This window comes from Neobacillus canaveralius (assembly GCF_047237705.1).
In the GTDB taxonomy this organism is placed as follows: Bacteria; Bacillota; Bacilli; order Bacillales; family Cytobacillaceae; genus Neobacillus; species Neobacillus niacini_K.
Map to the genome: position 1 here is coordinate 4,018,121 of NZ_JBDFLL010000001.1, position 21,230 is coordinate 4,039,350.

Sequence of the window (21,230 nt, forward strand, 5' to 3'; positions counted from 1 at the left end):
CAAATAAAATTTAAAATTTATTCTTTAGTAGGTTAACGACGCAAAATTAGCAGCGTATTGTATTGAGAAAAGGTCATTGGGACAAAACTAGAAGCGGAGAGAATGCCAACGAGAAGAAAAATTAAAGAAAAAGCTAATATCTTATCATGTTGAACGGTTGATTCAGGAAGGTAAAATCTTGTAACAGGAGGAAAATCTATGACCAAGGAAGAGGTTGTCAAACTCTTAGTAATGATTGAATCGGTTTACTCCAATTGCATATTTAAAGACGAAACTGTTCAGCAATGGTTTCATTTTTGTTCTGAAATGGATTATGAAAAGGTATTATCGAACCTGAAAAACCACATTCGGAAAAGTCCCTTTCCTCCTGCCATTGGTGATATTGCTGTATTCCACTTTGAAGAAAATCATGTTCCTGCCACGTTACAGGAATGGATAAAGAAGGGTCGGGAAAGAATTGAATGCGACACTAAATCAAACAAACGAGGACCGCAACCTGCCTGGCTAGCCGAATATTCATTAAGAAATTCTGTTTGAAGCGGATGTTTCCTTTAAAATAAAATAGGGAAGGCGACTAGCCTTCCCTACTCTATTATTCACCAAGTATATTTTTTAATAATACTTGGTGGCGTCGTACTTGTTCTACACTATCCACTTCCATGAAATCTTGGATATGGCGATTCCCTTCGTATTCACTATCAATATATCCTTCATACCCTCCTTCGATTAAGACCTCGATAATATCTTTATACGGAATACTCGGTTCTTGATAGCTTTCATTTATTTCATAGAATTTACCATGAACATGCATGATGTAAGGCATATAATCTTTTAATATTTTCGGATCGGTATAAACAAAATGAGTGGCTAATTCTGCATACTTTATATCAATCTCATTTGCATTATTCATTTTCTTTACAGCCTCATAGGTTTCATTTTTGTTTACACCATCAGCATAGTTATCACTAACAAATTTAAGAATTTCCGGTGTTCCCCCGTCACGCACATATCGCTGCTCCATAACAGGCGCCATTCGTTTTACAAAAATCCCAAGATCCGGCATAATTCCAAACCATTTCGTGCCACTTTTTATAATGTACTCCAATCTTTCTTCAAACCAAGGAGTCCCAAATGTAAATGGAGCATGCACTTCCAATGCAATTTTCACTCCGTACTCCTCAGCATATGGAAGACTTTTTTCAATGACTTCCAAAGGCGTAGATACTAATGTACGCAACACTTTAAAGCCTAGTTTATTGGCAATTTTTAAATCTCGAACCATCATATCCACAGATTCATCTAAAGTTAATAGGCGATTAGGAAATAACTTTGTATCTAAAAAGGCGTCATATGCAATAGGTTCTGTTCCGTACTTATCCATCCACCCAAACCATTGATCCACAAATTCATCAGTAATTTTAGGGAATCCTTTAATCATTTGTTCTGGTAACAATTCAATGCCTGTGGCACCTGTTTTTGCTACTTCAGCAATACACTCTTCCAAAGATAACTTTCTTGTAAAAAATTCTTCTTGAAAACTATATAGTGAAACACCGCGTTTAATAGTATGTTGTTTATTCATCTGATTTGCCCTCCATTCCTAAACTAAAACGTTATCATTCTCAAGTGTAATATCTTTGGTATCTACCCCGATATTCGGCCACGGTAAGTATGAAATTCTTAGATTTACTACAGCGTGCACTTTATGTATTCCTTCTGCTAAGCCACCCTGTTTTTTTACAAACAAGATTGCCTTTTCGCCAAATTCCCAGCGATTATTGATTACGGTTGATAATTCGTTATAAGGAAAACTGCCTGTTTCCACAGAAAAGACCATATCATCATGAGAAAAAGAGACCCCATCTACCAATAAATCAATGCTATTGATCAAGGATAGTGCAATCCCCCTATAGTATGGAACCCTTAATTTCACTTCGAATCCAACGACATCTCCGTCTTTTACCACATTCCTAAATCCATCTTCGCATACCATGTATTGTTCAAACACGGAAATCACTCCCCTAATTTTTGTATACGTTTTCTGTAACCACACTATTAATATATCAATTTATTTTCGAAAATCAATGAATATTTTCACTATTATTTTCATATTTTTCATGAAAACGGACCTAACTAGCTATTCCAAATTAGGTCCTCAAATCTTGTATTCTATTTTTCTTTCGACCACTTATCAAGTTGTTTTTGTTTTTCCTCAATGATCTTTTCAATTCCGGCAGCTTTTAGTTTTTCTTGAAATTTCGGCAATTCCGTTTCCGGATCAACCATACCATTTTCTAAGCTGCCCTTAAACTGGTTCATAACGTTTGATACTGCCGCAACTTCAGTTTTAACCGGAGAGGAGTCGAATAAGAATCCAAGAGCATTGGATGCTTTTGCATTTTTATTAAACGAATCCATTTCCTTCCAAAGCTCCGGAGAGTCTCCATTCCAAATATGCGATAAAAATTGGTTACCGAATTGGAAACCTGAATTTAACGCGTACCCAGTTGTGGTCGCATCAAGACCTTCAGGGTAATCAATCACACCGGAATCTGTTTTCACATAATGTTTTCCTTCAATGCCCCAGTCAATCAAATTGACTAGATCTTGATCAGAGTATAACAGGTTAAGTAATTCAACTGATTTCTGAGGATTTTCTGCAAACTGTGGGACAGCCCACATAAAACCAGTTACTTTTTGCGTGTTGGTTGAAATTGGAGTTAATGGTACACTAACAACTTCAGCACCAACATTTTTTGTTACTTGTCCTTCAATACCCGGTTTTGAACTTGCAATGAATGCGAAAATTTTATTTGCCTTCATTAACGATTCGGCAGATTCTTTATTTGTTGCTGCACCTGGTAAAATATAGCCTGCTTTGTACCACTTTCTAGCAGTTTTTAACAAATCCGAATACTCATCAGATTCGTAATAATTGCTAACCTCTAATTTAGATGAATCAAGGAGAACACCAAAATTATCACCTAGCGGATCACCTTCTGGAAGATAGACTCCATCAACAACTGTTGCAGCCCCTACTTGACCCGGCATTAATGGAGAAACATTAGGTTCATTCTCCTTAATTGTCTTTAAAACAGCTTCTACGTCATCAAGAGATTTGATTTTAGTAATATCGATTTTATATTTATCTACTAAATCTTTTTTCATAATTAAACTGCGATCTCCAGCCAAATCTCTTACTGTTGGAATACCATACGTTTTACCGTCAATTTTGCTGGCACCGATAAATTGTGAGCCAAGAGCAGTAGAAATACCTTCTCCATGTTTTTCAATCAATTCGTCTAAAGGTAGAAGTTGTCCCCTCACAGACTGTCCAGAATAATCAAGAAATCCCGGAATGTTTCCAGTTATAAGTAAATCTAGCTTTTCCTTACTTGATAACATTAAATTCGTTTGTTGTGTGTACTGGCTAGCATTAATCGGTAATAATTTAACAGTTGCGTTAATTTTTTCTTTGGTCAGTTTATTAATTTCATTTTGTACTAATTCTAAGTCTTTTGGCGGCGGTCCAAATGCTAAAAAGGCCATGGTTAATTCAACTGTTTTACCATCTTTATTATCGCTTTGTGATTCATTTTTTTCATCTGAGTTCGTGGTGGTATTACTACATGCAGCAAGAAGAATGAAGATAGAAATAACGATAGACAATAGTGTGTAATTCTTTTTCATTTTTTTCCCCCAAAAATAATATTTTTCATTTTTCACCACAAATTACAGTAAAAAGACGGATAAATTTCCTCACCTCCTTGGTTTTCATAAGATGAAAGCGCTTTATGATACTTTCTATTAAAAATATAGCACTTAATTTTCAGAAAAACAATATAGTATTTTCATATTTTTTCTTTTTATTACATAAATATTCAGAAAAATATTTATCTAAATATAAAAAAACCTGGGTGAACTAATTCCCCAGGTTTAGTGGCTATATCATTTCGATACTGTTGATCCACGTTTAATCAGTTTATGTTCAATTAAAACCCTTCTGCCAGTAGAAATTTCGCCTCTGATAATACTTTCAAGCATACGCATTGATTCATATCCAATCTCATAAAAAGGCTGATCCACAGTGGTTAACTTCGGATTAGTCATCTCGGAAATTTCCTGATTATCAAATCCACAAACTGCAATATCCTCTGGAATTCGATACCCCGCCTCTTTAAACGTGTTTATACATGCTACAGCCAAATTATCAGTTACACAGAAAACCCCATCAAATGGAATTTCTTGTTCCAATAGTTCTCCTGCTGATTGGGCACCGCTTTCATAGGTATAGTCACCAAACTTTGCTAAGTCTGGATTAAATGAGATACCATTGTCTTCCAATGCTCTTCGATAACCTATATATCGATCTTTGGAAAAGTTTGGTGAAATAAGTCCCTCTCTGTCATCTATTCCAAGCCCAATAAACGCAATATTTCTTTTACCAGTCTCAATTAAATGTGAAACTGCATGATTAGTGGCATTTTCATCATCAACTGTAACGGCGTAAGCATTTGGGATAGAAGCATACTGACTGCATTGAACAACTGGTACTTTGTCACTCATATCTTGAAGTTCTTGTTCATCTAGTAACATATTTAAGATAATTATTCCGCCTAATTGTTCCTTTGGCAAAAAACTCCAGGGTTGTGAAGTTTTCGTTTGACTCGCATGATAACTAATCATGATTTCATAACCATGTTGTTCACCAAAATCCTGTATTCCAGCAATAACTTCATGAATAATCGCTGCTGCAACCACAACAATTACTTTTTTATCACCATTTTTTTCACTTCGAACGGTAGTTTTAGGTACATATCCAAGCTCGTTAATCGCTTTTAAGACTTTATCTCTTTTCTCTTTTGTCACCATATAATTACTATTTAATACACGAGAAACCGTCGCAACTGATACTCCTGCTTTTTTTGCAACATCTACAACTGTTACCATTATATCACCTGTTTTTCTGTAAATAACTCTGCTTTTTTCAATGATTATTGATTTAATAGTACCACAACAATTAGAAGTTAAAAAGAACAGATTTCGTGCCTTTATTTTAACAAAAGAGGGCCATTTTTAATAAAACGGCCCTCCACGGTAAAATAAGAAATGATCATCCTTTAACAGAACCCAACGCAATTCCTTTTACCAAGTATTTTTGAAAGAAAGGATAGGCGATGAGTATTGGTAAGAAACCAATTACCGCAATGGCCATTCGTACTGCTGTGGTAGGAATTTGTGCAGCAGCTGCACTTGTATTTGTTCCTAGATTACTACTAGCTAAAAATTGAATGTCCGAAAGCATCCTGTTTAAGATGTTCTGAATACTGAATAAGGTTGGCTCTGTGACGTAGATAAGTCCATTAAACCAATCATTCCAATAAAAAATCGTTTGAAGCAGGCCAATTGTAGCGAGGATTGGCAATGAAAGTGGCAGGACGATTGAAAAAAAGGTCCTAAATTCACCTGCACCATCCATCCGGGCTGATTCAATGACTGGTTCCGGTATTGAAGTAATAAAGAAGGTTCTCATAAGTAACACGTTGAACCCGTTCATGAGTAAACCTGGCACGATTAATGCCCAGATTGTATTTTTTATATCAAATACTTGCGTATAAACGAGATAAGTTGGAACGAGCCCTCCGTTAAACAATAATGTAAAGAAAACGATGAAAGCAAACACATTTCTGTAAGGTAAATCCCGGCGAGAAAGTCCATATGCCAATAGCGCCGTCATCGCTAAGCTTACAATTGTGCCAAATACCGTAACGAAAATAGTGATTCCATATGCACGTAAAATGCTTGCTGAATTCGTTAGCAGGTACTCATAAGCAGCAAAACTGAACTCCTTCGGAAGAAAGGAATATCCTTCCTTTAAGATAGACGCTTCACTTGAAAAGGAAGAAGACAAAAGTATAATAAGCGGAATTATGCTGCCCACCGACAAGATGATTAAGAAGAAATGGGAAACCCCTTGTGTTATTCGATCTGTTCTATACATTCTACTCCACCTCCAATTTAAAATAATGCATTTTCTTTACTTTTTCTGCGCACTAGATAGTTTGATAGCAACACAAGAACAAATCCGACAATGGATTGATACAACCCAGCTGCTGCTGACATTCCAATATCTCCAAGCTGCATTAACCCTCGGTAAACATATGTATCTATAACGTTTGTTGTGTCATAAATGGCTCCTGAATTCATTGGAACTTGATAAAATAATCCGAAATCAGAGTAGAAAATCCGTCCTATTGCCAATAATGTCATCATTATAATAACTGGCATAATCGAAGGAAGCGTTATATGAATGATTTGGTGCCATTTATTTGCTCCATCTAGTGTAGCAGCTTCATAATACTCTTGATCAATTCCAATGATAGCGGCCAAGTAAATGACACACAAGAACCCAATACCCTTCCACATATTAGTAAAGGTTAATATATACGGCCAATACTTTGCTTCTGAATACCACGAAACACTGTCTAGACCAAGCATCGGTAAGATTGTATTGTTCAGATAACCTGCATCTTCACTAAGGAAAGCAAATCCCAAATAACTAACAATAACCATTGAGATTAGGAATGGCAAAAGAATCACACTTTGATAAAAACTCTTAGCCAGTTTATTTTTAACTTCGTTTAACATAATAGCTACACCGATTGCGAGTACCGTATTTAATATGATAAATCCTCCGTTATAGAGAATTGTATTTCGGGTAATGATAAATGCGTCTCTTGTACTAAACAAATATTCAAAGTTTTTAAATCCAATCCAATCACTAGCTAAGATCCCTTTTGCATAGTTAATATCTTTAAATGCAATGATAAGTCCAAACATTGGCAAATAATTGTTGACTAGCAAATAAATCAAACCAGGAAGCATCATGATTAAAAGTGGTAAAGCCCTTTTAAATTTAATTAGTCTGGTATTTACCTTTTTGACAGGTATGGTATGGACACCTGATTCCATGTTCTTTACAGTAACTTCTGACAAAGCTATTCCCCCTTATCCTATTTAAATTGTAAACATTTTCTGTAATTCAATATAAATATACTTGATTGTTTTCAGAAACTCAATATTAATTTTCAGTAATTTTCACTTTATTTTCATAGAGATATTTTGTATACTTATAGAAAAGTAATAGTTAGTTACTGAAGCTATGATTTTTACCTATAAGCTTATTTAAAAAAAAGAGATTAAAAATCATAGTTGGATTTTTAATCTCCATATTTAATAATTATTTTTGCATTTTAGCCCATTCATCCAATTGTTTTTGTTTTTCAGCAACAATCTTATCAATACCAGCAGCCTTTAATTCTTTAATAAATTTTGGTAATTCCGTTTCGGGATCTAACACACCGTTCTCCAAGCCGATTGTATATTTATTTACGACATTGGTAACCGCTGTAACTTCTGTTTTAACTGCTGAACTATCAAAATTAAAACCTAGTGCCTTAGATTTAATCGCACTCTTGTTAAATTTATCAGTTTGATTCCAAAGGGTTGGGTCATTACCCTCAAATATATAAGAGAGGAAGGAATTGCCCATAGCGAAATTCATATTTAAATTGTAACCATTGTTTGTTGCATCCACGCCTTCCGGATACTTAACTAAGGTTTCTGATACTTTTTCATAATGCTTTCCTTCAATACCCCAACTTAACAAATTGACTATTTCTTTGTCTTGATACATTAAGTTAAGAAATTTCATCGCGTCTTCTGGAATCTTAGAACTTTGAGGAATTCCCCACATCATCGTTGTTACACCAAATGTTGTCGACACTGGTTCTCCAAGTGATGCAGAAACCATAGGCATTTGCGTATTCTTAGATTCTTGTGAATCTATCCCAGGTTTTAACGGACTTAAATAACTAAAACCTACATTTGACTTTACTAAGTTTCCGCCCGTTTCCGTATTTGTTCCTGGATTTTTCATAAGAAGTCCTTCGTTCTGCCATTTCCTCATTTTCTTAACATACTCTGCATATTCGTCTGTTTCAAACAAGTTAACTACTTTCAGATTATTATCATAATTTGGTAGTACACCCAAACCATCACCTAGACGATCGAACCAGTTATAGATCATTGTTGGCTGCTGTCCTGGATTAGAAGGAACAAGTGGAGTCAAATCTTTCTCGTTTTCCTTTATCGTTTTCAATACTGTCTCTACATCATCTAACGTTTTTACCTTACTAACATCAATGTTATATTTTTCTACTAAATCTTTGCGCATTAAAATTCCACTGGCTGAAGCCATATCACGTAGTGTTGGGACCGCATACAACTTTCCTCCGACCTTCGATGCATTCAGATAATCTTTATCCATTACCTTTTTAATATCTGGGCCATATTTGTCTACCAGATCATCCAGAGGGAGTAATTGTCCTTTTGATGCTTGGGATGTGTAGCCAAAAAAGGAAGCAACCAGCATTAAGTCTACTTTTTCATTGCTCGATAACATCAAATTCGTTTGTTGAACATAAGCACCAATATTAATGGGTGACAATTTAATTTTTACATTAATCTTTTCTTTGGTAATCTTGTTAATTTCTTCTTCTACTATTTTTAAATCTTTCGGAACGGATGCTGAAAATAATACAACATTAACCTCTGATGTACCTTTATCAGATCCTGAGCTTTCTTTCGATGAGGTTTCCTGTTTCGGACTACACGCTGTAATCAACAGTAAAAAAACTACTAAAATAATACTAATTAATTTTCTCATTCATTTACCCCCTATTTTTATTCAGCAATAACCCGCCTTTTAGAAAGATTCCTTCATTATTAGAATTCATCTTTATGAAAGCGGTTTATTATTGACTATTATAGAGAGGAATTTACTAGAAAACGTTCAGTATTTTAATATAAATGATATCAATTTTTATTATTATTCAGAAAATAACAAATATTCATTCAAATAATTCAAATCATCTTCTTCTTGATATTGATACCCTTCTACTCCTTTTTTCTTTTGTCGTATACTGATAGCTTTATACGATTGCTTTTTTCGATATTGATAGGGAGTTGAGTGGAAGGTTTCTTTAAACAGTTTATGAAAGGTATTTAGGTTAGAAAAGCCAGACTCCATTGCAATTTGAATAATGGGCCAATCTGATTCCAGCATCGTTCGGACAGCATGTTCCAGGCGAATACCATTTAAATATTTTAAAAAGGATTGTCCCATATGTTGTTGAAAATACTTGGATAAGTAAGGGACCGTTAGTTGTTCATTTTCTGCTATCTCATTTAATGTTAGTGGGTGCATAAAATTCTGTTGAATATAGCTTGTTATCCTAGTAAGTCTTTCTATATCTTTCTTGCTGTTTCTGTATAATTGAAGATTATTTTTCACTCTAAAATTGCAAAGAAGTTTGTAAACTATATCTAACAATAGGGAATGTATTTTAACTTCATCCCCTTCCTCTTTGTTTCTTGAGATTAGCATTAAACGTGCCATTAACGATCGTATCTCACTAAATCTGTCTTGTTCCACATATTGAAAGGATTGGCAGTAGAACGTTTCATTTTCAATGTTTTTGTACCATTTTTTGATATATGAGACAGGGATTTGAAGGACTATTAGTTTATTATCCTCACTCGATTCTACTCCGTGAACTTCATTACTATTTATTAGCAGCAAGTCATCTTCTTGTAAAAAATACTCATCTCTGCCGACAAATACATGAATCCTTCCTTTCAGAACAAACAGGAATTCAATCCGGTCATGCCAGTGCATCGCTACATATTTTACACTCGTCATCAACATAAACATCGGTATTTCTTCATTCACTACTACACTTTCATATGGATATTTCATAAAACCTCCTGAACAAATGAATAAGGTAATAGATTTGAAAAAATTCAAAAAAACCGCAAAAGTTTTTCTATAACTTTGCGGTTAACCAATCCTACAAAAAAATGTAATATCCTTTAAAGTCCCTGAACATATTTCTCCATGACTTTTAAATCGTTTGCAATACTTGTGAATTTATCCCCCAGCTGTCCTTCGTTTTCTACGATTGCATATCGAACGTATCCTAATTGATGTAGTTTTTGATACGTCTCTTGGAAATTGACGATACCAGTCCCTAGATTAACAAAATCATTTGGTTTAACAATCTCTGTGTAAATTTTCATCGTATCTAGGTCAGTTTCTTGCGGTGAAGATGGAAAAATAGTAACAGGATTTACATGCTGTCCTAAATCCTTTTGGTGGATCATATCACAGCGACTGCCCAGTTTTTCTAGTAATATCAAGGGATCATATCCACCCCTCATCACCCATACCAGGTCCAATTCAAATTTAACGAGTGCTGGATCTGTATTTTCTGCAAGTAGTTCAAATAATGATGTTTCTCCCACTCTCCTAAACTCATGAGCATGGTTATGATAATAAAAGCTTAAACCCGCTTCTTTGCATTTCTTCCCTATTTGGTTAAGATGTTCTGCTGTTTGCAATGTGTCTTCACGGCCTGAAATAAACGCCATGGGGAAAACAATCGACTGACATCCAAGTGCTGCATTTTCTTCAACAATCCGATCCCAATCAGCATCCATTATTGCGCTTCCTGGAGCAACACCTTCATGTGCTGAAAATGCATTCAACCCTAAGTCCTTCAACTTCTGTTTAATAACCGGAAGGGAAAAAGCATCAGTATATCGCTCTCCCGTGGAAAAATTCACCGTTAGCAATTCAAGATTCTTATATCCCATTTCTGCAACATGCTCCAAGGTACCAAAGTAATCTTCGTTAAGTTCCTTAAATACTGAGAATAAATTTAATCCAATTTCCATTGTCATATCATTTTCTCCTTCACTTGTTTATTTTTGACCGCTTAAAATCGAAACAAAATCAGAATTTTGTCTAGCCTTTTGATTCCATGCCACACACATGACAATACTGCCTAACAAAATAACGGCACCAAATATAAATGGAACATTAAATGATATATCAAATAAGATTCCCGCTAAAGAGGGTCCGATAATATTACCTAAACTGCTATAAGCATTGTTCATACCTGCAGCAAAGCCTTGCTCACTTCCTGCCAATTTCGATAGCAACGTATTAATTGCCGGGCGGAGAATCGATGTAAATAAAATAAACAAGATATTCATCGTCAACATAAATAAAAAATTACCAGATAGTAACATGACAACCATCGTTAGAGCAGATAGAAAGAAACAAACATTAATAACTCTAATCTCATCAAATCGTTGAAGAAGTTTGTCTACTAAAAGCGCCTGAATGATAACCCCGACCAAAGCTGCAATCGTCATAATGATGGAAATATCTTTAGGGGTATACTCATACTTCTCACTAACATAGAATCCAAAGATCGTTTCAAAGTTTGCCAAGCCAAACGTCATGGTGAAAATTAGCAGCAAAAGTACAAAGTAAGAAACTTTAAAAGACCTTTTAATGTCGTGAATCATTCCATTTTGTTCCAACGTTGAATTTTTAAACTCATGTTGTTGTGCCTTTGACAATGACTCAGGTAAAAATAATAGAGAGACAATCATTGCGATAATTGCAGCAAGTGCTGAAGCATAAAACGGTACACGTATACCGAACTCTGCAAGAAATCCACCAATTCCTGGACCAATAACAAAACCTAGCGAAATGGAAGCACCCAGTAACCCCATCCCTTTCCCGCGATTTTCTAATGTGGTAACATCGGCCACATATGCCATCGTAGCGGGTATAAGCAAGCCAACACCGATTCCCCCAATGAAGCGTGATAGATAGAGGATCCAGAGGTCGGTACCGACACTAAACATAAATTGAGATATCGCAATGATTGATAACCCAATTATCGTAATGATTTTACGACCATGTTGATCTGAAAGCTTCCCACCCAGAGGTGAAAAAAGAAACTGAGTTAGTCCTGTTGCGGCTACAAGGTACCCCATATCTTTACCGCTGGCACCAATCTCAAGAATAAACTTTGGAAGAACTGGAATCGCAAGCCCAACCCCTACTAATGCAATAAATGTGTTTATCATGAGAATTAGTAGCGGCATATTCCTTTTTACTTTTAAAAAATTAAATCTTTGCATTCCCTTTCTCCTGTTCTAAAAATTAAAACGATACTTATTTAATTTTACCTGCCATTACACTAATTTCATTTCTCTTATTTAATCTCTTAATGGTACAATTCTTATCCTTGTTTTTCGGGAACTTCTTTAAAAAATAGAGAGATTAAAAATCTAATTATGATTTTTAATCTCTCTAGCAACGATCACTTATTGTTCTGTTCCGTTATAGTCAAACCAATCAAATTCTGCATTGTTAGTACTCTTTTGTTCGTTCGAACTTGCAAACATGCCAAGCATTGTTCCCACCATACCGCCAACAATTTCGGGATTTATTTTTCTCGCGTCTGCGTTCTCGTATAGTAAGGTGAGGCTCTCGTCCACTTTGCCATAATAAAAGCTATAATCTTGTCCTTCTGCAATAATGCTCAGAATGATATCTCCACCATCGACTACAGTTTTGGCTAGCTCTGTTTCAGTGGTAACACCTTTAAAGTGCGGTTGGTGCGGGTATCCAGTTAGCTCACTGGTACACTGGGTCAGCCTAAGAATTTGCTGTCCTTTCTCCATCGACCGTTCAAACCGGAATTGATGATTAGATGCCTGCATCACGACAAGTCCTGCTGTCTCATTCTCTGATAATGCATCAAAACGCATACTAACCGAAATTCGAAAGTTTGCATGCTGTTGTCTGCGTCCGATAAAGCTTAAACTCGGAACACCCTTAACCGTTTCGGTTGCAGACAAGTCGATTTTACGTAACTCCGGGCTCATGGAACGCGGCAGCAATTTCAAAGTCAACTTGCTATCTGAGAGCGTATGAAAATCTTCATAAGGTGTGCCGAAGTATACCCAATCCATTCCTAGCATTTCGCCCTCGAAATCATCCCTTACCGCTCTAGGCTTTTGCGCAGTGGCAGGGAGTTCAGGTGCGGGATAGCTCCATTCTACTTTTCCTGTTCCAGGGCTTATTACCGGCCAACCATCCTCCCAAACAACTGGTGCAATAAAGGTTTCCCTTCCAAGGTTTTTATGATAGCCCTCAATAAGGCGAGAGGCTAGCATAACACTATACCATTCTCCACTTTTCAGTTCTACAAAATCCGCATGTCCAACATTGCATATAGGATAATCTCTTCCCAGGTGGCGATGTGTCAAAATTGGATTCCCCGCATAGCCCTCATAATAATCAAAGATATTTCTGCTGCGAGCAATTGTAACTGCATGGAAGTGTTCCGTACCTCCCTCTGCAATCATCAAGTAGTAATACCCATCCTTCTTGTAAAGATGTGGAGCTTCAGGTGAAGCACAATTATTTAAGGCCCCACCCCAAATCGTCTTTTTTTCACCGACAAGTTGCATATTGACCAGATCAATTTCACCAATCCAGATTACTTGACTTCCATGTGTTCCTTCTTGACTGACTTCTCCTCTGGTACCGGTGATGTATGCCTTCCCATCGTCGTCAAAAAATAAGGATGCATCGATTCCCGGACAGCCTTCGATCCAGTACGGATCTGACCATGGACCCTTTGGATCAGTAGCAGTCACAATAAAATTCCATTTGTCGCTGACATTTGTCGTAATCATATAAAAGGTACCGTCATGATAACGAAGTGTTGGGGCCATGATTCCCGCTGTCATATGATCAGCCGACGTATGCAGTTGAGACTTTCGGTCGAGTATGTTCCCAATCTGCTCCCAATTTGCCAGGTCCGTACTATGAAAAATCGGAACTCCTGGGAATAGGGAGAAACTTGAGGTAATCATGTAGAAATCATCACCTACCCGACAGATTGAGGGATCAGGATAAAAGCCTGGTAAAATCGGATTTATTAACTGTTTTTTCTCCAAGTAAATCGCCTCTTTATTTGTGAATTTTTGATTTTATATCTATTAATCTACTAGAAAAAGCAGTTAGTCTGAAGTTACATCAAATTCTTTTACATAAGGGTTATTACTGGAATATGGAATCCATCCAATATTTTGGTTCGTGTTGTTAGGATCTCCGTTTTTTATAAAGTTGGTCCATGCCGTTACCATTCTATCCGACAGTTCATAATCAGCTGCAGAATTTGGACGCCAATTTCTCTTTAATGTTCCGAACATATACCACAGTTCTCCGGAATGAAATGCACCACTTTCATCCCCAGGAAGATCTCTTTTAAAATAGTAGAGGTATGTTGGTTTTCTTTCGAGTTCTTCTAATTTTTGACTAAAACCGAGACACCCCAAATAAATAGGTGAATTTTCCCCACCTTCAGAGGTAACCGTTACATCCTCCTTACAGCATCCCAGCATATAAGGAATATCCTTTATTTCTCCTTTTTCGACCAGTTGGTCATATCCTTCTGCCAATACATAACCGTCCACAATCGGTGTAAACAACAAACCTACTTCTCCGGCCAACCTTTTTTGCTTTGAGAACTCACCTGCTAAAAACAATAGTTCTTCTACAGGTTTTTCACGTAATTCTTGCAAACTATTTATTTTTCCGAAATTGATAAAGTCCGCTCCCAATTGTTTTGCATCTTGTAGGCTTTTACCTTGAATTAATGGGTTTTTATAGCCTCCACCACTTTGCATTATTGCTTTCTTAATGATGTTGCCAGTAAGGTGTGAGGAGATTAACGTCTGCACACTAATGGCACCTGCTGACTGCCCGAAAATCGTGATATTTTCAGGGTCGCCCCCAAAAGCTTCAATATTTTCATACACCCATTTTAACGCCATCATTTGGTCCAATATTCCATAAATACCCGATACACCTTTTTCATTTTCCTCGCTCAACCACTCATGAGCAAGGAAACCAAATAATCCTAACCGATAATTAATCGTGACTAAAATGACATCCTGCTTACAAAATGCTTCTCCGTCAAACTCCATTTCCGAGCCGAATCCACCTAAGAAACCACCGCCATGTATCCAAAATGCAACCGGTAATTTTTCAGAAGGATTCTTTGCCGGAGTCCAGATATTCAAATAAAGACCATCTTCACTGCCCTCAGGCATAAACTCTGGGTTTGAATAAAATTCCTTAATATAAAATTGAATTTCTGGCGGCAGTTCACTTTGTATGCATTTGCTTTTAAAGGAATCAGCCTGATAAATGTCGTTCCACGGTTCTACTTCCACTGGTGCACAAAATCGAAGTTCTCCAATTGACGGTTTTGCATAGGGGATACCTTTATAAACGGTAAAACCATTTTCCTCCACACCTGAAATTTTGCCATACTTTGTATGTATGATTTCCATTTGCCTTCACTCCCTTTTACTTGGGATATTGTAATAGTCCATATTCGTGACCGTGGCACCGGTTCCGTTCCCATGCTAGGGCATCAAGAGCACTTTTTGGTGACCGCGGCACCGGTTCCGTTCACCTGCTAGGGCACCAAGAGCACTTTTTGGTGACCGCGGCACCGGTTCCGTTCACCTGCTAGGGCACCAAGAGCACTTTTTGGTGACCGCGGCACCGGTTCCGTTCACCTGCTAGGGCACCAAGAGCACTTTTTGGTGACCGCGGCACCGGTTCCGTTCACCTGCTAGGGCACCAAGAGCCCTAGCAGGTGACTGTGGCACGGTCCTGTAAAAGGTTCAGTCCCTTTCCTCACTCATAACTTAAGAAATAATCAAACCAAAATCAGTGTCCGTTTTTGTGTTCCACCAAGAATCGTATCCACCACCGGAGGAAAATAGGAGCAGCTATACGTGTAGTTGACTTCAATTTCATGACTTCCTGATTCCAAGCCGCCTTCTTTTGCAACAGTTAGAGTGGCAGGTTCTAAAAGACCCCAGTGAACATCTCCGAGTTCCGCCATTTCTGCTTGTGTATAGGTAACACCATTAATTGTCCAGGTAATCTGATCTCCAGAAAATGTTTCGCCATCCACTGTAACCGTAGCAGGGCGCAACTGGGAAAGCCAGAGGCCTCTATAATATAAGGAACGGATATTAACTTGAAAACCTGTGACTTTTCCATTACTTTCTACATTTTTAAATCCTCTCGATTGAATACAAGGTTTTTCTAACATTTCGATTCTCTCCTATTCTCCCAAAATTCTTTTCATCATAACATGGTGTTTCCGAACCTGTTCAACAGCATAACCAGGCACATCTTTCTTTGGTCCTTCATACTCACTTACCATATAACCGTCCCAATTGTGCTCTATCAGTGTGTTAATGATATTTTCGTACGGAATCGTCATCTCTTCGAAATCATCTGACATTTTTACGAATTTTGCATGGCAGCAATATACATAAGGTAACAATGGAATAATATCCTCTACCGGGCTGTGATCACTTTCAGGCATGATAAATTCATTTGGCCCCCATTCACTCGCAGGAATTGTCTGGGTCGTAAAAACACCGAAGTCGATGTTTAGTCCAAAATGTTTCGTTCCAGTCTCTTCAATTAACTCAACATATTCATCCACCATTTTAGATTTTAGAAGAGTAGGAGCATGAATCTCCGGACACATACGTACATTATATTTTTCTGCCATTGGAAGGGCCATTTTAATAATCTCTCTCCAATTTTCTACAGGAGTCAAATCATTGTCTATTACACCTAATTTTGTACGAAGAACAGTAAATCCAAGTCGGTTGGCCAGTTTGAAATCGCGAACCAACATTTCATATGATTCTTCGGGGGTAAGATGTCTTCCCTGATAAAGCCGTGAATCTACCCAATGCCCATACTCAACTGGTACAATATCATATTTCTCAATTAATCTATCCCAATTCTCTAGCCATTCTTCACTAGGATTTGGATAGCTTTCAATATGAGAGTTTGCTAATATTTCTAATCCCCTTGCCCCCATATCATGCATTTCTGCAAACATATCTTCCAAACTCATGGTAACTCCATATTCACCAGCATAACTATATAGAGAAACTCCCCGTTTTGGTTTGGTATTAATCTCCACCTGATTAGTCATTCCAACCTACACTCCTTTTTTATTCACTTTACAATGGTTCCGCTTACATACAATCATACCGTTTGTTTTCTCTTCATCCTTTCGTTAAATTAACTTTATAGATGTAGATTCTTGTTTCTTTTAACGCCCATTCATTTATTTTTAAAAATAGGATAAAAATTATAGTCTAATTTTTATCCATACAATAAAAAAACTCAACTCTATACATGGTCCACTTTTCTATTTAGAGTTTAATAGATTTATCTTCTTTGTATTCAATCTCGGTAAACGGTTTAAGATTGATTCCTTTTTCCAGTTCAAGAACTGTCTTTAGAAGAGTCTCTGCTTCCTTCACACTGTTTTTAATAATTTGGCGTTCAGGAATTTTTGTATGATCAAGCATAAAATCTCTTACCATCCGCACTGGTTTGGGAGCATTATGAAACGCCTTCCCTAAGGTCCTAGCAAATCCAACCACACCATTAGTATAATTGACACGTTGGTTATCATATTTCAATAACCCATTCTTAAGTGCGTTAACATCCGAGAGGTCCACACCCTGTAAATACTTGCCTAAGAAATAGCCATCTTCAAGTGCCATACCTGCTCCATATGCAGCATAAGGTGAGGTTGGATGAGCTGAGTCCCCTAGAATCGTTACACGCCCCTTTGACCAAGCACTTAATGGTTCTCTATATTTAATCAGCCAGCGAAATAGGTTTTGGGAGTTCGTTGACTTAAGCATTTCTGGTACAGGAGAAGCAAAGTGTTTCACTCGTTCTCGAATATATGTTAATGGATCACTTGGTTCTGGCTGGTTTTCCTCACAGGGCTCTACAAACCACCATTCAAAACAATTTTTCCCTTTAAAGACAAGCGGGGCATATCCAAATTGGTGGATATCACTGTGATTAAGGACAATTTCATTCCTGTCAGTTCCTTCATATTCAGTCCATCCCAGCCAGACCGCTATACCTAGATGCTGCAGTTCAGAATTACCCCATAGTTGTTGACGCACGAGTGAATTTACCCCATCTGCTCCAATTAGCAAATCTGCTGTATAGGTCTTTCCACCTTCAAAAAAGATTTTTACTCCCTCTGGCCCCTCTATAAATGATATAAATTCATGGTCATTTACAATCTTATCGTCCGGTATTTTGTTTAAGAGTTTACCATAAAGTTCTGAGCGCATTAAGCCTGCCATCCAGCCTGATACATTGGCCTTGTTTAGCAAGTTGGGATCAAATTGTTGCAGTACTCTTTGGTGCCCATCAAATCGCCGAAATCTTTGAATGGCGGTTGTCGCCATGTCATCCGTATTAATTCCGTAACTACGTAAGATATTGATTCCAATTGCATTAAGAATAATGGCTCCGCCAAGTGCCTTTGTTTGCTTATGTCTTTCAAAGATTTTGACGTCAAACCCTGCTTGTTGAAGTGCAATACCAGCAGACAATCCCCCCGGACCAGCACCAATAATAGCTACCCGCTTTCCGACATTCAACTCTTGCGCTTCCTGCTTAATAAGGAAATCACTCATTTCTCCACATCCTTTAATTAGATTGAAAAAACAGCTTAAAAGATCGTAAACTTTTAAGCTGTTCGTGTTAATGTTTTCTATTAAAGTGCGCTTAATATATCTCGTTCCATTTGTAAGTGGCGTCCTATTTGTTCTTCTGCATCATTTAAGTAAAAACAATGTCCCTCATATTCAGTCATGATGACACCTTCAAATCCTGAATCTACTATCAGTTTTAGTAAATCCTCATAAGGAATTGTCGTTTCTACACAATCTTCACCGATATGGTAGAACTTTCCGTGGAAGTAAAAACTATACGGCAACAGTGTTTTAAAGCCTTCTAAGTCTGCAGCTGGGGCAAAACTTAAAAACCCAAATAATTCACTTATTGCAATTCTCTCTGCTTCAGTTCCACCCATTTCTTGGATTTTCTGCCACATGCTTTCTTCTGAATAACCATTATATCTATTTTCCACAATGTAATTTAAGAGTTCTTTATTTGCACCTAACCCGATGTATCTTTCAACTACTAAAGGATTTGGCCTTATTATGTAGCATCCAAAATCAGGCACAAAACCAACGTACGACGATCCTGATTCTTTTATTTCTCTTAAAAGTTCTTGAATCTCTGGATCACTTGGACGGGATGGTGCATGGACCTCAAACGCTATTTTTACATTATAAAATTCAGCAAAACGTGCTGCATCCTTAACCAAATGAGCAGGAATACCAAAACCGCGTATATATTTGCAGCCTAATCTATGTGCAGTCATAAGATCAAAAGTGATTTCTGAAATGATTTCTTGATCGTTCATATCATGATCAGAATATTTTCCAACATCCACATAGCCTCCATAGCTAAATGGCTCTACATCATACTTTTTGCATAAGGAAAGCAAATTTTTTATTTCTTCGTCAGATGGGATTGGGTAATGATTAAACATTTGGGAGCCAACAATTTCAAATTTCTTGATCCCTAATCTATTTAACTCTTTAAACATATCTTCAAAATGATAGCTATTGTCAGTACACCATTTTTCCGTGAAACCATATAGTGATACTCCGAAATCTATATTCTTAATCATTGAATATGGACCTCCTGTTTATTTCGTTGTAAAGTCATCTTTTTCCGGGATGAACTGTCTATTGTTCCATAAAATCTTGGCGCAAATTTCATATATGGAGATCGGAAGTGTAAAGTCAACTCCACATCATGCTCTCCCTCAGATAATCCATTGTTGTAGATTTCAAGATTTGCGGTATCTTTAATTCCCCAAAATTCAGCGTAAAGGTCTTTTAATTGACTTATAGCAAACTTTTTACCATTAATACCGAATAAATATAAATGTTCTGGGAGGATCTCTCCATCCACCTTAACTTCGAGTTTTTCGATGCAGGAAACATGTAAACCCCGATAATAATTTAAATTTATCCCTAAATTGAACCCTACTGGAACTTCATTAAGGTAAATATTTCTAAAGCTTTTTTCACAAAGAACTTTGTTATCAAATCCCAGTTTTATGAATACTGTTGGCATTTAAAATCTCCTCCTTCTTTGTTGTATTATTTAATTTATAGAGAATCGCGATTATCAAATTCTACCACTCGACCTGTTTCAGCAGATTTATAAATACCTTCAAGAATTTGAGTAACAACCAGCGCTTCTTCAGGTTTTACTAGTGGTTCTGTATCATTAAGAATGGAATCAATCCATTGAATCGCTTCAGCGTCATGCATTGCAATATTTGCTCCACTAAATCCGTATACCCCGCCTGCACCAGAAGGTTTTGTTTCAACCATTTGATTATGCGCTACTTTGTTATAGACAACATATCCTTGATCCTTCCAAGTCTCACCGAACATTTCTGCTCCTGCTTCCGTACCGCAAAGTGTTACTTGGGCGTCTTTACCATTTAGAATGTTCAATGCCCAGGATGCTTCAAGATAGATTGTTGCCCCGTTCTCCATTTTTATTAATCCAAAAGCAGAATCCTCAGTTTCAAATGTTTCTGGAACCCACGGTCCAAACATATTACCTTCTGGCTTGTCTTTCAGCTTTTGGAATGTTGAACCTAAAACACTCTTTGGCTTATAATTGTTCAAATACCACAAAGTAAGGTCAAGTGCATGTGTGCCGATATCAATAAGTGGGCCCCCGCCTTGCTTTTCCTTATCTTGGAACACCCCCCAGGTTGGTACTCCGCGACGTCTAACGGCATGAGCTTTTGCGAAGTAAACTTCACCTAGTTCATTGTTTTGAACGGCACTATATAACTGTTGGGAATCAGCACGGAATCTGTTTTGGTACCCGATTGTTAGTTTCTTACCACTTCTTTTTGCAGCATCTATCATTAATTGTGCTTCTGCAGAATTAATAGCCATTGGTTTTTCACACATAACATGTTTTCCTGAATCAAGGGCTGCAACAGTAATTTCCGAATGGGACACATTTGGTGTTAATACATGAATAACATCAATGGACTTATCTTCAAGCACTTCTCTATAATCCTCTGTTACCAAAACACCTGGTACTCCGTATTTCGCTGCAGCTTCTTCCGCTCTTTCTAAGATAATATCGCAGAAGGCTGCCAGTTCAACCTTATCGTTTAATTTTGATAGTGCTGGAAAATGTTTAGCATGTGCAATTCCACCGCACCCAATAATACCAATCTTTAATTTGCTCATTTTTGTTCCTCCTGTATCTAGCATTATTTCGAAAATTGGTTTCGCTTACAATATTATTTTAACCGTTCTATACA

The 21,230-nt window shown here is 37.1% G+C and carries 19 protein-coding genes; 1 reads left to right on the plus strand and 18 read right to left on the minus strand.

Features of this window, described 5'->3' with window-relative positions; all coding sequences use genetic code 11:
- Positions 1–198: 198 nt before the first annotated feature.
- Entirely contained in the window at positions 199–537 is a 339-nt protein-coding gene (locus ABC255_RS19980) for a replicative helicase loader/inhibitor (protein ID WP_412996263.1), read from the plus strand.
- 55 nt (positions 538–592) lie between these two features.
- On the opposite strand, the gene ABC255_RS19985 is transcribed toward ABC255_RS19980, so the two are convergent.
- The 18 genes from ABC255_RS19985 to ABC255_RS20070 form a co-directional block, all read right to left on the minus strand.
- The gene (locus ABC255_RS19985; protein WP_412996264.1) at positions 593–1,582 is read right to left on the minus strand and encodes a sugar phosphate isomerase/epimerase family protein; all 990 of its coding nucleotides are present in this window, start codon (positions 1,580–1,582) and stop codon (positions 593–595) included.
- Between the two features lie 18 nt (positions 1,583–1,600).
- Positions 1,601–2,008 (minus strand): C-glycoside deglycosidase beta subunit domain-containing protein, encoded by a 408-nt coding sequence (locus tag ABC255_RS19990; RefSeq protein WP_412996266.1) that lies wholly within the window; start codon positions 2,006–2,008, stop codon positions 1,601–1,603.
- Between the two features lie 161 nt (positions 2,009–2,169).
- Positions 2,170–3,690 carry an ABC transporter substrate-binding protein gene (locus tag ABC255_RS19995; protein WP_412996268.1) on the minus strand — a complete coding sequence of 507 codons (1,521 nt, stop codon included), beginning with the start codon at positions 3,688–3,690 and terminating at the stop codon, positions 2,170–2,172.
- A gap of 258 nt (positions 3,691–3,948) precedes the next feature.
- Positions 3,949–4,950 (minus strand): LacI family DNA-binding transcriptional regulator, encoded by a 1,002-nt coding sequence (locus tag ABC255_RS20000; RefSeq protein ID WP_412996270.1) that lies wholly within the window; start codon positions 4,948–4,950, stop codon positions 3,949–3,951.
- Between the two features lie 163 nt (positions 4,951–5,113).
- Positions 5,114–6,001, minus strand: a complete 888-nt coding sequence (locus ABC255_RS20005; RefSeq protein ID WP_412996271.1) for a carbohydrate ABC transporter permease — start codon at positions 5,999–6,001, stop codon at positions 5,114–5,116.
- 17 nt (positions 6,002–6,018) lie between these two features.
- Positions 6,019–6,888: an ABC transporter permease gene (locus ABC255_RS20010; protein ID WP_412998601.1), complete on the minus strand. Its 870-nt coding sequence runs from the start codon at positions 6,886–6,888 to the stop codon at positions 6,019–6,021.
- A gap of 352 nt (positions 6,889–7,240) precedes the next feature.
- The gene (locus ABC255_RS20015; RefSeq protein WP_412996273.1) at positions 7,241–8,728 is read right to left on the minus strand and encodes an ABC transporter substrate-binding protein; all 1,488 of its coding nucleotides are present in this window, start codon (positions 8,726–8,728) and stop codon (positions 7,241–7,243) included.
- A gap of 162 nt (positions 8,729–8,890) precedes the next feature.
- Complete coding sequence (locus ABC255_RS20020) at positions 8,891–9,820, minus strand: AraC family transcriptional regulator (RefSeq protein WP_412996275.1); 930 nt, start codon at positions 9,818–9,820, stop codon at positions 8,891–8,893.
- A 113-nt stretch (positions 9,821–9,933) separates the two neighbouring features.
- A complete protein-coding gene (locus tag ABC255_RS20025) occupies positions 9,934–10,803 on the minus strand; it encodes a sugar phosphate isomerase/epimerase family protein (RefSeq protein WP_412996276.1) in 870 nt (289 codons plus the stop codon).
- A gap of 21 nt (positions 10,804–10,824) precedes the next feature.
- Positions 10,825–12,060: an MFS transporter gene (locus ABC255_RS20030; RefSeq protein ID WP_412996278.1), complete on the minus strand. Its 1,236-nt coding sequence runs from the start codon at positions 12,058–12,060 to the stop codon at positions 10,825–10,827.
- Between the two features lie 186 nt (positions 12,061–12,246).
- Entirely contained in the window at positions 12,247–13,890 is a 1,644-nt protein-coding gene (locus tag ABC255_RS20035) for a glycoside hydrolase family 43 protein (protein WP_412996280.1), read from the minus strand.
- A gap of 63 nt (positions 13,891–13,953) precedes the next feature.
- Positions 13,954–15,291: a carboxylesterase/lipase family protein gene (locus tag ABC255_RS20040; protein ID WP_412996281.1), complete on the minus strand. Its 1,338-nt coding sequence runs from the start codon at positions 15,289–15,291 to the stop codon at positions 13,954–13,956.
- 374 nt (positions 15,292–15,665) lie between these two features.
- On the minus strand, positions 15,666–16,067 hold the full coding sequence (locus tag ABC255_RS20045) for a C-glycoside deglycosidase beta subunit domain-containing protein (RefSeq protein WP_412996283.1): 402 nt from the start codon (positions 16,065–16,067) through the stop codon (positions 15,666–15,668).
- A 12-nt stretch (positions 16,068–16,079) separates the two neighbouring features.
- Positions 16,080–16,973: a sugar phosphate isomerase/epimerase family protein gene (locus tag ABC255_RS20050; RefSeq protein WP_412996285.1), complete on the minus strand. Its 894-nt coding sequence runs from the start codon at positions 16,971–16,973 to the stop codon at positions 16,080–16,082.
- A 223-nt stretch (positions 16,974–17,196) separates the two neighbouring features.
- The gene (locus ABC255_RS20055) at positions 17,197–18,492 is read right to left on the minus strand and encodes an FAD-dependent oxidoreductase (protein WP_412996287.1); all 1,296 of its coding nucleotides are present in this window, start codon (positions 18,490–18,492) and stop codon (positions 17,197–17,199) included.
- Between the two features lie 80 nt (positions 18,493–18,572).
- Positions 18,573–19,556, minus strand: coding sequence for a sugar phosphate isomerase/epimerase family protein (locus tag ABC255_RS20060; protein WP_335536651.1), 984 nt, complete (start codon positions 19,554–19,556; stop codon positions 18,573–18,575).
- The gene (locus ABC255_RS20065) at positions 19,553–20,008 is read right to left on the minus strand and encodes a C-glycoside deglycosidase beta subunit domain-containing protein (protein WP_335536650.1); all 456 of its coding nucleotides are present in this window, start codon (positions 20,006–20,008) and stop codon (positions 19,553–19,555) included. The genes ABC255_RS20060 and ABC255_RS20065 overlap by 4 nt, the downstream gene beginning before the upstream one ends.
- 35 nt (positions 20,009–20,043) lie before the next feature.
- The gene (locus tag ABC255_RS20070) at positions 20,044–21,156 is read right to left on the minus strand and encodes a Gfo/Idh/MocA family protein (protein ID WP_412996289.1); all 1,113 of its coding nucleotides are present in this window, start codon (positions 21,154–21,156) and stop codon (positions 20,044–20,046) included.
- Between the last annotated feature and the right edge of the window lie 74 nt (positions 21,157–21,230).